Annotated in this window: 9 protein-coding genes; 7 read left to right on the top strand and 2 right to left on the bottom strand. The window is 52.5% G+C overall.

Annotation, left to right across the window (positions count from 1 at the left end; translation table 11 throughout):
* Nucleotides 1-59 precede the first annotated feature (59 nt).
* Nucleotides 60-1,163 carry a glycosyltransferase gene (locus MJZ26_03200; GenBank protein MCQ2104779.1) on the bottom strand — a complete coding sequence of 368 codons (1,104 nt, stop codon included), beginning with the start codon at nt 1,161-1,163 and terminating at the stop codon, nt 60-62.
* A gap of 126 nt (nt 1,164-1,289) precedes the next feature.
* Here MJZ26_03200 and lpxA point away from each other — a divergent pair, with 126 nt between their 5' ends.
* Nucleotides 1,290-2,057: an acyl-ACP--UDP-N-acetylglucosamine O-acyltransferase gene (lpxA, locus tag MJZ26_03195; GenBank protein MCQ2104778.1), complete on the top strand. Its 768-nt coding sequence runs from the start codon at nt 1,290-1,292 to the stop codon at nt 2,055-2,057.
* 103 nt (nt 2,058-2,160) lie between these two features.
* Here lpxA and MJZ26_03190 read toward each other — a convergent pair whose 3' ends face one another.
* Nucleotides 2,161-3,315, bottom strand: coding sequence for a glycoside hydrolase family 5 protein (locus tag MJZ26_03190; GenBank protein MCQ2104777.1), 1,155 nt, complete (start codon nt 3,313-3,315; stop codon nt 2,161-2,163).
* A 293-nt stretch (nt 3,316-3,608) separates the two neighbouring features.
* On the opposite strand from MJZ26_03190, the gene MJZ26_03185 reads away from it, so the two are divergent.
* Genes MJZ26_03185 through MJZ26_03160 form a run of 6 tightly spaced genes read left to right on the top strand, consistent with a single transcriptional unit; the run spans nt 3,609 to nt 13,251 of the window.
* A complete protein-coding gene (locus MJZ26_03185; protein MCQ2104776.1) occupies nt 3,609-4,298 on the top strand; it encodes a sugar-binding protein in 690 nt (229 codons plus the stop codon).
* 15 nt (nt 4,299-4,313) lie between these two features.
* Nucleotides 4,314-6,872 (top strand): hypothetical protein, encoded by a 2,559-nt coding sequence (locus tag MJZ26_03180; GenBank protein ID MCQ2104775.1) that lies wholly within the window; start codon nt 4,314-4,316, stop codon nt 6,870-6,872.
* A 15-nt stretch (nt 6,873-6,887) separates the two neighbouring features.
* The gene (locus MJZ26_03175) at nt 6,888-9,119 is read left to right on the top strand and encodes a hypothetical protein (protein ID MCQ2104774.1); all 2,232 of its coding nucleotides are present in this window, start codon (nt 6,888-6,890) and stop codon (nt 9,117-9,119) included.
* Nucleotides 9,120-9,134: 15 nt separating this feature from the next.
* Nucleotides 9,135-11,252 carry a hypothetical protein gene (locus tag MJZ26_03170; GenBank protein ID MCQ2104773.1) on the top strand — a complete coding sequence of 706 codons (2,118 nt, stop codon included), beginning with the start codon at nt 9,135-9,137 and terminating at the stop codon, nt 11,250-11,252.
* A gap of 11 nt (nt 11,253-11,263) precedes the next feature.
* Complete coding sequence (locus MJZ26_03165; protein MCQ2104772.1) at nt 11,264-12,181, top strand: hypothetical protein; 918 nt, start codon at nt 11,264-11,266, stop codon at nt 12,179-12,181.
* Between the two features lie 14 nt (nt 12,182-12,195).
* Entirely contained in the window at nt 12,196-13,251 is a 1,056-nt protein-coding gene (locus MJZ26_03160) for a glycoside hydrolase family 18 protein (protein ID MCQ2104771.1), read from the top strand.
* Nucleotides 13,252-13,581 lie beyond the last annotated feature (330 nt).

Raw genomic sequence — 13,581 nt, 5'->3', positions numbered from 1 at the left:
TTTCACGCGGCATCCTCCGCGCCTTTTCAATATTGCTATCGGGCTTTTGCTGTCAAGAATTACTTCCAGCGGAACAGTCCCGTGATTCCTGCAGGCACGCAGAAAACGATCATGGGGATTTGAATCAGTTCCGTGGGGATGAATGCCAGCATTTTCTTCTTGCTGTGGAGTTTCCAGCTGGCGATGCTCAGGAATACAAAGTCCACCAGTACCTTGGGTAAAATGCTGAATACGCACCACTGCCAGGGGCAATCCATCAGGAGTACGCACCAGGGGCTGATGAACATCCAGATGTAGTAGGTGTAGATCATGGTCAAAAGCAATATGTAGGCTTTGCTTTCATAGCTGGTGCCGTTGCTGCTCCAGCGGGCGCGTTGGTTAAAGAGCTGCTTCCAGGTATGTACCGGTTCCGTCTCGATGACTGCGTCCTTGTCCAGGTTGTAGCAGACCTTTGTTCCCGGGATCTTCATCATCTTGTGGATCAGCATATCGTCGTCGCCGCTGCTCAGGTTGATGAGGTCTCCAAAACCGCCGACCTTGAAGAACAGCTCCTTCTTGTAGGCGAGACATGCGGCACTTGCCACAATGGGGTGGCCCCAGCTGAAGCCTGCGGCTTCCATGGCGGTGTAGCCCAGGGTTTCCAGCTTTTGGAAAAGGTGGGGCATGGTACGTGTGCCGTTATTCTGCTTGGGTCCTTGCACAATGCAGATTCCGTCTACAAAGCGGCCTGCCATGGCGGTAATCCAGCTCTTGCGGGGAATGCAGTCGGCGTCCATGGTCAAAAGGACATCGTACTTGGCAATCTTGAAGGCGCTTTCCAGGGCGCGCTTCTTGGGGCTTGCAATCTGCGGAAGATTTGGGTCCAGCGAAAGAACCCTAAAGCGGGGGTGGCTTGCGGCGAACTTCTCCAGGATTTCCTTGGTGGAGTCGGTGGAGCGGTCGTCTACGCAGATGACTTCCCATTCTCCTACGTAATCCTGTACAGCCAGGGCCTCCAATGTACGCAGGGCAAATTCCTCTTCGTTTCGCATGGGAACTACCACGGAAACGGTGGGGGTGGCTTTTACGCCTCTATAGCGGTGCGTGCGAGCAATTCCTATAATGAAGAATAGGAACAAAAACGCGTAAACCGCCGTCAGGCATGCAATGAGAATTCCACCCATAGTAGGCAAAAGCTAGAAAAACCTAAAGGCTCTGTCCTGAAAGTCCTGGCGAATCCCCCGAGGAATTTGTAATTTTACCCAATAGTAGAATCCCCCGCAATTTATAATTCATAACCTGTAATTACTATGGTCCATCCTTCCGCATTTGTCCATTCGTCAGTAAGTGTTCCCGAATCCGCTGTAATCGGGCCCTGGTGCCTGGTGGATCAGGGTGCGGAAATTGGCGAAAATGTGGTTCTGGAATCCAGGGTCCATGTGTACGGGGGTGTATCCATCGGGAAAAACACCCATGTGTATGACGGGGCTGTCCTTGGGGCTCCTCCCCAGGATCTGAAATATGACGGGGAACCAACCCGCCTCGAAATAGGCGAGAACTGTACCATCCGCGAGTACTGTACGCTAAACCGCGGAACAGTCCAGGGCGGTGGCTGCACCCGTGTATCCGATAACGTTTTGATCATGGCTTACAGCCATGTGGGGCACGACTGTCAAATTTCCCGCGGGGTGGTTATTGCCAACGGCTGCCAGCTGGGCGGTCATGTGCGTATCGGGGAGTACGCCACCATCGGTGGCGTCACTGCCATCCAGCAGCGAAACCAGGTGGGCGCCTACGCGTTTGTGGGCGGGACGCACAAGGTGGACCGAGACGTACCACCCTGTGCCAAGGCCTCCGGCAATCCCATCCGCTTCGGCGCCCTTAATCTCCACGCCCTCCGCCTCCATCCCGAAGACTTCCCGGCCGAACGCGTCGCCAATCTGGAACGTGCCTACCGTATGCTTTACCGTAGTGGCCGCCCCATGGCAGAGGTTATTGAGGATTTGAAAAACGGGCCGGAGCCTTTGTTCCAAACCTTCTTCGACGAACACTGGGGCGGCACCATCGTCCGCCCGTAGCAGGCCCGTTTTACAAGGCCGTCCGTAAAGGGCTGGCGCTTTCGCTAGCCCATAGAAAAAGGCAGGTCTTAGACCTGCCTTTCTTGAATCTGTTTGCCGGTTCCTAGAATCCGAATGCGGCCGGGAAGCCTTCGTACCAGGTGTCATTCTGGCGGTCGTAGGCTTCGAAACCACCCACGTTCGTGAATCCCCAGTAGTGCCAGGAGATGTCGAAGGCTTCCGCAGCTTCAGCAGCTTTCTTGGCCCACTGAGCCTTCATCTTGGCGGAGGGGAGCTTGCCGTCGGCTCCGCAGGAACTGGTGTTGGCGAAATCGCCACCGCCGGAGATGCCGAATTCGCCCATGTTCATAGGAACGTGGCCGCCGTTAATGTCGGGATAGAGCTTCTGGGCCAGGGACACGTAGCTTCTCAGGTCGGCCATTGCGGTCATTGCGTAGGCATCGTCGCCCTTGCATGCATAGCTGTGACCCTGGTGGCTGTACTGGTAAGGTTCGTAGTAGTGGCCGGAATAGATGATGTTGCCGTCGGGGGGCAGGTGGAGCATGGGAAGCTGGGCAAATTTTGCAGCCTGGTCGGCTTCGAACATAATGGTCTTGCCCGGAGCGTTTGCTCGAATAATCTTGTAGGCGTCCATTTCCAGGGCGTCAATGACTTCGGGGAACTTACAGCCTGGTTCGTTGATGATTTCCAAAACCACCATGTCGTCGGGGAACACGTTCATTTCCTTGGAAACCTGGTCCCAGAGGGCCAGGAAGTGCTGCTTTTCCTCTTCAAAGGCGGCAGGATTGGCTGCCCAGTCGCTGCAGAGATCGTTCAGTTCCTTGTAGTGGTGGAAGTTAACGATAACGGCTAGGCCCTGGTCCAGAGCCAGCTGGATGTCTTCCTTGACGCCTGCGAGACGTTCCTGGTTGACGGTATGGGTGCCGTAGTCGGAATCAAACTGCCAACGGACAGGAAGTCGGACGGAGTTGAAGCCGGTAGCCTTTATCTTTGCGAAATCGGTATCCTCGATGCAGTTTCTCCAGCTGCAGTCAAGGTTGCTGCCTTGGGAGTCCCAGGAGTTGCCCAGGTTAATGCCCCTGCCCAAACGAGCATTCATTGCGCGGCCCTTGGAATAGTCGACAGGAACAACCTGTGTTCCTTCAGCGGAGGCGCTGGAGTTAGGAGCTGCTGCATGTCCGCCGCCGTCACTGGAGCAAGCCGTAAAACAAAGGGCTGCCATGCCAAATGCCATCGCTAGAGGGGCAATTTTCTTCATATCGTGCCTCAAAGGTAAAGTTGTAGTTACACGGGATAAATTAGTCTTTTTATCCGATTTTGAAATCAAATTTTAAAAAATAATGTGTTTACGGCAGAAACCGCGTGGAAACCGCAGTTTTTTTAGGATTCAGGTTGTCTATGTGGTTTTTTGAAGCTGTTTTTTGTATGACGCATTTTCCGACCCCCAAAAAAACAAGTTATATTATGCTGGTCCGAATTTGGAGACTTTTTAATATTATGAAAGCAAATCCGCATAAAGCAAGCTGGTTGTGCGCCCTTGGCGTACTCCTAATGGCATCTTTCTCCTTTGCTGGCTATGGGTTTAGCGATTATCGCGACCGTGACCAGTCCCGTTTTGTTACTAAGCAGGCTAAGCCCTTCCGCCCGGATAAGGACGTCGTGTCCGTGGTTATGCGTGAAGCTATTCCACGTGGCGGTGGCTATACCTACCAGTATCCTCGTGAAAACCCGGAACCGTTCCTCACCGATAAGTTCGCTATGGAAGGCGCTCTTTCCATGGAAATCGAACTTATTGCCAGCGACTACTCCGGTGTGGCTATTTGTATTGCCGGTTCCGTCGACCTGGAACCCTACTATGAAGAAGGCGTCCTGGAATTCTGGATCAAGGGTGCCCAGGGTGGTGAAAACGCCCTGTTCGTGCTGGTGGATGACGGTGTGAAGACCGGTGGTGAATCCATGCAGGTTAAGCTCCGCTCCAAGAGCCTTGGCGAAATTACTTCCGAATGGACTCACTTCAGCATTCCTCTGAAGCTCTTCGGCCGTACCGGTGTGTACTGGGATGCCAAGAACACCCGCGAAGTGATGCTGCCCTTCAGCTGGTCCAACTTCAAGGGTTTCCGTCTTGAAGTCCGTAAGGATGAAAACGAATCCTTCAAGGTTTGGATTGACGATATTGTCATTAAGAAACATGGCAAGGCTTACGAAGGTCCGGCCAACTACCCGTTCCGCAACGAGATTTAAGAGGAATAGGATTTTATGCGTAAATTAACTACACTAGCAACGACACTGCTTTGCTCTTCGCTCCTGTTCGCTCAGGACGATTATTACAGTGATTCTTCCGAAGAATCCGCTGTAGAAGAAACCAGCGCCTCTGAAAGCTACGATTCCCCCGCAGAAGAATCTGCAGCCGAACCTGCAGCCGAGGAGTCCTCCTATTCTGACGCCAGCGATTACTCCAGCAGCTATGAATCTTCCTCCGAAGAACCTGTACAGGAAGCTGCCGCCGAAGAACCCGCTGCCGAACCGGCACCGGTAGCTGAAGCACCCAAGAAGGACATGACCAGCACCGCTCCCGTGGCAGGACCTGCACCTGTGGTTGCCGCTCCCGCTACCATGGCTCCGGATGCTCAGATTGCCGCTGTGGAAGAAAACATCGACGGTCTCACCGAAAACATGGAATCTACTCTCATGGGTAAGGACGACCTTCCCCTGGCAGTTTCCGGTTACATGGCCTTCCGTCTTAAGAACTTCCACTACTCCGAACGTAGCCCGTGGGTCCGCAACGACATCGCCCGTACTCCGGTGGATGCAGTTCTTAACATGAACATCGTGGCTATGCCCAACTCCTACATGACCTTGTGGACCAACCTGTCCATGCCGTTCGATCTGACCGGTTTGTACAGCAACTACCTGGGCCATAAGCCGACGGACGTTCCCACTCACGACGAGCGAGTCCTGTTCGACCACTCCACCGACTTCTACTCCACCACCGTTAACGAAGAAATGAACTTCGGTGTGGATATCCGTGCCGGTGTGTTCGGTGCCTACGTTACCGCAGGCGGCGTGATTTGGGCAAACTCCTCTCCCCTTACCATGTGGGAACGTGAAACCAATCCTCGTTTCGCTTGGCAGTACGAACTCTTCGAAGACGAAAAGACTGTAAGTACCTACTATAAGGAAAAGGTCTTTAAGCCCGTTAAGGAAGGTGGCCGTGCATTCTGGACCAACCGCTCCTTCGGTGGCGTCTTTGCCAATGCCTACCAGCTGCCCTTCAACTTGAAGGCTCAGTTCCTCGTCTCCCAGCCTATGGATGCTGACGTCGGTACCCGTGACGGTCTCCGCATGTTCGGTGGCCAGCCTGGTGAACTTGAAATGTCCGGTGGCTACGATATGCGTGGTTCCATCTACCACGGCCGTATCGCCAAGGAAAAGATCGCCGACAACCTGACTCTCGGTGTCAACTACATCGGTGTCATGTTCGACGAAGGCATTGTTTACGAAGACGAATTCCGTAACCAGTGGATCAAGTACTCCGACGTGGGTCCGACCATCCTCAACACTCATGTGGCCTCTATCGACATCAAGGGCAACATTACCCCGAAGCTCTACTTGATGGCTGATGTGGCTGTCAGCATGACTGACTCCGTCAAGTTCTATCAGACTGCAGACGCTGCAGACTACAACGAACTGAATCCTTCTACCGGTTACCTGGCTGACGCCTACGAAACTGCAATGAATACCCCGCAGGTCGGTGTCTATGTGAAGGCTCAGAGCAAGCATCTCGAAGGCTGGCCCATCACTGCCGAAGCAATCTTCCTGCCTAAGGAATTCTACTCTCCCTATTCTTTGAGCAACCCCTCTCGTCTTACCAGCTGGCGTAAGGATGAAGCCTACCTGAACGGCGGTTCCATGCGTTACACCCCAAATATGGCTGGTATCAACCTGAAGGTTGAACCTACCTTCAACCGCGGTTACTTCGATGTTCAGTACGGTCAGCACCGTCAGATCGAAGATGGTCAGGACGTGATCATGTTCAACTACCGCTTGAACGGCCGTAACATGTGGGAAAGCTCCAACTCCTGGACCAAGCATAAGCCGCTCTTCATCGCTGACTCCGGTAACGGTGATGGCGCTGGTTACGTTGCCCGTGTAGGTACCACCATCGGTACCGAAAAGGGCATCAAGCAGTATCGCCAGCAGGGTGGTCTCTACGGTGGTACCTGGGAACTGTGGGAATCCTTCGTTGCCTACGACAACGCTGAACAGATTCTCAACGAAGAAGTTCCCCAGCACACCAAGTGGTCTTCCTACTTCTCCTTCATGGGTGGTTATGATATCGGTGGCTGGTTCAATACCGACCGCACTATCATGATGACTGGTTACGCTTCTATTTCCGGCATCTCCACTTCCTTCGCTCCGATCGCCTTCAGCGAATCTCAGAGCGACATGCTCATGTGGAGCTTCTTCGGTCAGTTCGAACCCTCTGTTGCTGTGACCCCCACCTTCCACATGGTCGGTATCCTGGGTCTCGAAACCTTCCGCTCTGAAAAGGCTTACGTCGCCGGTCTCATTACCCCGAACATCGGTAAGGACCCGAAGCAGTACGCCTATGTGGGTCAGTACGGTCAGTACTACTACAAGAAGGCTCCGATCAACTACATGGAAACTGCACTGGGTGTCGGTTTCGACTGGGACTTCTCTGATCGCGTAGGCCTGCATGCCCGCTACAAGTTCATGACTCATTCCGACGAACTTGTTTCTGTGAATGATTGGCATTCTCACTACATTTCCGCCGAAGTTAAGGCTTGGTTCTAATAGGGGGTGCTGAAAATGAAAAAGACTATGAATATGAAAAAGACTTTCGCCACTCTCCTCGTTGCAACCGCAGCTGCCTCCGCCGCTTCCGTTGCAGATAATCAGGATTTGATTGAAAGCAAGGTTGATTCCATCAACGCAAAGCGTGGCCTGGAAGTTACAGGTAGCATTCGTGCTGTAGCCCAGTCCTCCAGCTTTGACACTGATAACGACCCTACTGGCGTAAACAAGATGCAGACCGTCGAAAAGGACGAGTTTGTATACGCCGATCTTAACTTTGGCTTCCGCCCCTACGAAAATGTTCGCGCTAATGCAATGCTTCGCCTGGGTGCCGGTATGCAGGAATACTTCGCCTCTGCCGCTAAGACCGTTTCCGTTCCTTGGATCAACGTCGAAGGCAACATCGGCAATTCCTTCTACTGGGTTTTGGGTAGCTTCCGTCAGCAGTACTCTCCTCTGACCCTTTTCAACCCGGATGTGGAAATCATGTACGAAGCCCAGATCTTCGAACGTAAGCGCCACATGGCTGAAAAGCAGCAGCTGCTCGAAGGCAACCAGCGTAACCTCCAGGGTGCAAACGTCCAGTTCCGCCACAACCTCGGCGGCGCTCTCGGTGAAATCCGCGCCGAAGGTATGTTTGCCCGTATCAACCGCAACGTAGTCCTGGACTTCGTCGGTGCTGAAGGTAACATCATTCCTAACGACACCATCTTCGGTGCAAGCCAGGCTGCCAACATGGACAAGTGGCTCGCTGCCGGTAACTTCGAATGGTTCCCGTTCAATCAGAACATCTACATCGGTGCAACTCCCATGTACATCTTCGATAACGAGGACACCTATTCCTACACTTGGCGTCGTAAGTACAGCAAGTATGCCAACCCCTACGAACTCCAGGCCATCAATCCTCTGGACGAAAATCCCCAGAAGACCTTGGTCATGAGTGGTCGCGTTGGTGCTGACATTGCCGGCATAGCTGGCAGCAACAGCCTGATCTTGAATGCCACCGCAGAATTCGCACTCTCCAGCGACGATGTTTACACCGTCGGCGGTTACAAGGAAGTTGTTGATGAAGAATCTGGTGAATCCAGCTTTGAAATCGACTTCTACAACAAGGAAACCTTGGATGGTGTGGGCCTCTTGCTCAATGCTAACGCCGGTTACAAGACTGACGCATTCAGCGTAAAGATGGTCTTGGACGGTGTCTACAACGACAGCAACTGGTACAACAACATGGCTCAGTCTCCGAAGTTCTTTGCCCAGCGCATCCAGAACTCCGACCTTGACGGTAGCACTGTTAAGTACGGTGTCAACTCCGCACTCTACTCTTCCTTCGACGCTCTCTACAACTTTGCACCGAAGTTTGCCCCGACCCCGTACCTGAACGCTAAGCCGACCGGTACCAACGACGACGCATTCAACGATGCTCAGATCGAAAGCTACACTTGGGCTCCTTATAACAAGAATTCCTGGGGTGCTAACGTTTACACCCGCAATCAGCTGGCTCTCCTCCAGACTCTGGCTGATCCGGCTCTGCAGCTTGCACTGCCCAACGGTCTTGCCACTTCCAACCGTCTCGGTGGTCGTGCCAACCTGATCGCAAACATCGGCGAAGCTGCCGAAGTCCAGGGCTTGTTCAGCATCTTCCAGCAGGTTTCTCCGGTTGAATTCGCTCCGGGCTTCAGCTACAAGGCTGCAACCTTCATGGAATTCGGTGGTGGCGCCAAGGTTGACGTATTCAAGCTCCTCGGTTTCAGCAAGCCGCTGGAAATCTCCGGTTCTTATAAGCATTCCGAACGTACCTTGGAAACAGACAACTGGACTGCCGCTGGCGCATTTGACCTCAAGTCCGAGCTTTCCTCCGACTTCATCAATGCTGGCCTCTATGTTCAGTTCCTGCCTCGTGTAGGCTTCAACGCTGGCTTCCAGATGATCTCTACCGAATTCAATGACGATCAGCAGAAGCAGTTGGGCTTTGAAGGCGTCCTCGCTCCGCTGATGTCCGGTACTCAGATGCAGTGGATGGTCGGTTTCGACTACAACATTGCAAAGACCGCTTGGTTGGCAGTTAACTTCGGCATGATGACTGTTGAAAATGAATACAACACAGGAGCACTTGTTGCAGCTGGTTCTGCTGAAGGTGCTATCAACCTGCCGAACTACTACGATGTTACCAAGGATCAGAGCGGTACTTACAAGAGTGAGTTCTCTCGCATGATCCTCGAAGCTTCCCTTAACGTGGAATTTTAATGGGAGGGCGCGAAAATGATGAACAATAAGAATCTTTCTACTTTCGGTCTCGCTTCCGCAGTTCTGTTCTCCGCTGCATCTGCTTTTGCTCAGGAACAGGACGTTGCTTCCCAGCAGTCTTCTCTGCTTCAGAAGCTTGACTCCTTGAACGCTGCAGTTCTGGGACTTCGTATCAACGGTACCGTCAAGGCTGGTGCTCTTGCTTCCATGTCCAGTTCTGATCAGTACAGCGAACTTTCTCCGACTCAGGAAAACCAGGCATACTCTGATGCAAACCTGGTGTTCACTGCCCGCCCGAGTTCCGAGACTCAGATCCACTTGGAATTGCGTCTCCATAAGGATTGGCAGAGTGCTTTCGACGAGAACAACAACCCGGTTATCGGTCACTGGTTCTCCTACGATGGTACTATCCTGAACAAGCATGTCGACTTCAACTTGGGTTACATGCGCGTCGGTTATACTCCGTATACCCTCTACACCCCGCAGCAGATTATGCTGCAGGAACCCGAGATCTTTGCTCAGGCTCGTGTAGAATCCATGGCACAGCGCAACCTCGACACTACAAGCAACCGCTTGATGCAGGGTGTTAACGCTGAATACCATAGTGGCAACCTGGGTGTTGTTAGCGACGTGAACGCTCAGATCACTGGCGCCCGTATGCGTAACACCGCCAAGAAGTACGACCAGGTGTTCTTCGACTTCGACTATGCCGACCGCTACTTCTACGGTCTGCGTCTCGGTGCTGAAGCCTTCGGCGCACATCTCGGTGTGAACTATACCGACGTGTTTGACCGTCAGTGGAGCACTCGCTCTCGTATCCAGGACCGCGACACCGTGATTTACGAAGACAACTCCATTCTCTCTGTGGAACTTGGCTTCGACTCCGAAAAGCTTCTGGGCAAGTCTGCCTTTGGCTTCGGTCTTAATGGTGAATTCGCCATGTCCAACTGGAATGACGATATGGACTACTTCGTTCACGAACAGAAGATCCAGTACAACCTGACCGAAATCAAGGTGAACGGTGAACCCACCGCTTACATCAAGATTGCTTACGTCGATGACAAGCACCTGGAAAACGAAACCATCGAAGATGTCGACGGTACCGCCTTCTACGTAGAACCCTATGTGAACCTGGATCTCGCAGGCATCAAGGGTGACTTGAAGGTCATGTACCTCCAGAACGATGAAGACTTCTGGTCTGAAATGGCTTCCACTCCGGCATACCGTGGCGGCAAGGTTGTGTTGAACGCTAACGCAATGTTCGACGAACCTTACAATGGCCTGGTTAACGGCTTCGGCATGGCAAGTCTCGAAAACATCTACTTCCATGTTTACAACTCCAACCCGCTGAATGCAACTAACCTCATGACTTCTGAGACTAGCAACAACGCTTTGTCTAGCCAGAACGAAGATGGTCGTTACATGTACGCTCGTCTGTACAACAACTACAAGAACGCTCACTTCTACCGCAACGGTTACAATGCCGACGTGCTGAAGCGTCTTGAGATTGGTCAGGCTCTGTTCAGCTTGGATCCGTCCACCAGCATGGAACTTCCGTACGGCGTTGCTACTCCGGACCGCAAGGGTATCCAGGCTAGCTTGAACCTGAGCTGGAACGACGCTGTTGAAGTTAACGCCTTGTTCTCCATGATGAATGAAGGTGCCGCTGTGGACTTTACCACTGGCGCCCTGGTTGAAAACAACTTTACCCGTTACGCAGTGGGCCTCGCCCTTGATGTGGGTCGCTTTGTCCCGGCTCTCGGTCGCAAGATCAAGATCCAGGGCTCCTTCGACCACACCGAAGAAGATGCCTTCTTGCAGCGTAAGAACGACCGCCTGATGGCTGGTGCATCTATCGATGTATACGGTCCTGTGGCTCTCCTGGCTGGTTACCAGTCTTCTAACAGAGAGTTCGGTATCGGTCTCCCGGTTGGCATGGCTGCCGTCAACAAGGCTGAAGAATCCTTGATTCTGGCTGGTCCTCGTGTGAAGATTGCTTCCAACTCCTACCTCTCCGTTCAGTACGGTATGTTGAGCGACAAGGTGTCCTTCACCAACCTCATGACCGGAGCCCCGGATGAACTTTCCATTGACAAGAACGTAATCGTTGCTGACGTTACGGTTAACTTCTAAGAGGTTGTGCAATGAAAAACTTTAAATTCTTACTCTCTGTTGCAGTAGCCTCCGCCATGTTCGGCTGCTCTTCCATGGATGTGGAAGAAGAAGAGGCTCTGTCCGAAAACTTCCCGGCTGACTTCAGCAAGTCCGAATACATGGAGATCCATCCGCAGCTGCTCTACTTGCAGTATAAGGATTACGTGACCTACGTTAATGACTCTTTCAAGGATGCCTCTGGCGAAGCATTTGCTGAACTCAAGTCTGCCGACTCTGCAGCATTCGATGCCGACGTAGTTACCCTCGAAGCCCTTTACAAGGATCCCTTCGTTGGTGGCGTTCTCGGCTATGCTACCGAATGGGAAACCGACAACTCTGCCGGTACCCGTGACTCCCTGGTTCCTGAAACCGTGAAGCATTATCTTAATGTGACTGTGGTTGATGGTGAAACCCCGAGCATCCTGGTCATCGGTACCTGGGATACCAAGGAACATAAGTATGTCAAGGCTTGCGAAACTTGCGAAGTGACCTTGGATTCCGCTGGAGCTATTGTTAAGGTTGTAGGCCTCAACAAGGCTGAAGAAGTTGCCGACTTCACTATCGGTGAAACCGTGACCGTAAGCCAGAAGGATGTTAAGACCCGTCTTGACACTCTTTCCATGGACACCATCAAGGTTGCTACGGAAGGCGGTGTTCCTGCCGACAAGATGAAGCAGCTCCGCGCATTCAACTTCTATGAAACCACCGATGACCTCGGTGCTCTTAAGAAGATGCCTATCGATACTTCTGCTATCATCAACCAGTACGTTGTGTTCGGCCGTCTCCATGGCTGGGGCTACCGCCGTTGCACCGAAGCAGAAAAGGCAAATCCGATCATTACCGAAGAATACCCGACTAAGAAGGTGTATTGCGACGATAATGGCACTGCTCGAGAAATTAAGAAGTAGGGCGAGGTAAAATCATGAATATTAAAACAATTGCTTTGACTCTTGCTCTTGGAGCATTCGCAATGGCAAACGCCGCTGCGGACAAGGTTGTTGGTTTCTATCCTTACTGGAGTCAGTACTCCCAGTTCTATCCGAAGGATATCCGCTATAACACCGTGACTGACATTCATTACGTTGGTTTGGCTCCCAGCGAAGACGGCTCTCTCGCCTTTGCTGATGAAAACGACGCAGAAAACTTCAAGACCTTGGTTCAGATGTCCAAGGAAAACAACGTGAAGCTTATCGTTTCCGTTGGTGGCATGGAAACCGAAGGTGCTCTCAAGGCTATCGCCGGTTCCGACGACGCTCTTTCCAGCTTCGTCTCCAACATCAGCAGCTGGCTTTCTGATAACGGCGGCGACGGTGTGGAACTGGACTGGCAGAACCTGACTGCAGATGACGCAGAAGACTACGCCAAGATGGTGAACGCCCTTGTGGATGGTCTTTCCGGCCAGACTGTTACCGCAGTGGTTTATCCTTCTGCCGGTATGGATGCCTATAAGGCCGACGCTCTGAACCGCCTCGCTTACGTGGACGTGTTCATGTCCGACCAGATGACTGAAGAAAGTTCCGAAGTTGTTCCCAACCAGAGTGCCTCCTACGTGAAGGAATCCTTGGAAAAGGTTTCCGGCGCAGGCGTTAACACTGACTTGCTGGTTCCTATCATCTTCCTCTATGGCAAGACCTGGAGCGGCGCAAGCGGTCTCGGTTCTTCTCACCAGGGTGTGGGTAGCGGTAACGAAGGTTACGTGACCTATGCCGAACTGATGGGCAAGTTCGACACTCCGGATTACAAGGTTACCTTCGATGAAGCCTCCCAGTCCGAAGTGGCTGTGAGCTCTTCCGAAACCATCGTCTTCATGGGTATTCCCTCTGTCAAGGCTGTTGCCCAGCAGGTCAAGAACGACGGTATGGCCGGTGTTGCCGTTTATGATCTTTCTCAGGACCATCACGAACCGATCGTCAGCCTCCTGGTGACCATCGGTCTCGAACTCCGTCCGGAAATCAGCTATAAGCCCAAGAAGAAGTAATCATTCTTGAAGCTTAAAAGAAGACCCGTGGTAGAACCACGGGCCTTCTTTTTTTGAAGGCTGTCGTTCCGTTCCCAATTGCCTTCGCAGGGCTGTTCCATTGTGTCGCCTTCGGATGCCTGGCTGGAATCTCTGCAGGCTGACTGACGCTCTGTAGGCTACTCCGGGCTCGCCGAAGGTTGCGATTGAGTCCTGCACCGAGGTGGCTGTAAAAGTCGGCAAATACGCTCCCTACAAGACGGTGGCTTTGTTCTTGCTGCGTTTGGATGGAGTCAAGAGTCTTCATGAAGGATCGCTTTAGATATCCTACGGAAACAAAAAAAAGACCGT

Origin of the sequence: Fibrobacter sp., from assembly GCA_024398965.1 — a bacterium.
Classification (GTDB): domain Bacteria; phylum Fibrobacterota; class Fibrobacteria; order Fibrobacterales; family Fibrobacteraceae; genus Fibrobacter.
This window is presented reverse-complemented; position numbering and strand designations above follow the sequence as displayed.

Excerpts from the sequence above, each read along its gene's own strand:
- MJZ26_03200 (MCQ2104779.1), bottom strand. The coding sequence starts at position 1,163 with ATGGGTGGAATTCTCATTGCATGCCTGACGGCGGTTTACGCGTTTTTG.
- lpxA (MCQ2104778.1), top strand. The coding sequence starts at position 1,290 with ATGGTCCATCCTTCCGCATTTGTCCATTCGTCAGTAAGTGTTCCCGAA.
- MJZ26_03190 (MCQ2104777.1), bottom strand. The coding sequence starts at position 3,315 with ATGAAGAAAATTGCCCCTCTAGCGATGGCATTTGGCATGGCAGCCCTT.
- MJZ26_03185 (MCQ2104776.1), top strand. The coding sequence starts at position 3,609 with ATGGCATCTTTCTCCTTTGCTGGCTATGGGTTTAGCGATTATCGCGAC.
- MJZ26_03180 (MCQ2104775.1), top strand. The coding sequence starts at position 4,314 with ATGCGTAAATTAACTACACTAGCAACGACACTGCTTTGCTCTTCGCTC.
- MJZ26_03175 (MCQ2104774.1), top strand. The coding sequence starts at position 6,888 with ATGAAAAAGACTATGAATATGAAAAAGACTTTCGCCACTCTCCTCGTT.
- MJZ26_03170 (MCQ2104773.1), top strand. The coding sequence starts at position 9,135 with ATGATGAACAATAAGAATCTTTCTACTTTCGGTCTCGCTTCCGCAGTT.
- MJZ26_03165 (MCQ2104772.1), top strand. The coding sequence starts at position 11,264 with ATGAAAAACTTTAAATTCTTACTCTCTGTTGCAGTAGCCTCCGCCATG.
- MJZ26_03160 (MCQ2104771.1), top strand. The coding sequence starts at position 12,196 with ATGAATATTAAAACAATTGCTTTGACTCTTGCTCTTGGAGCATTCGCA.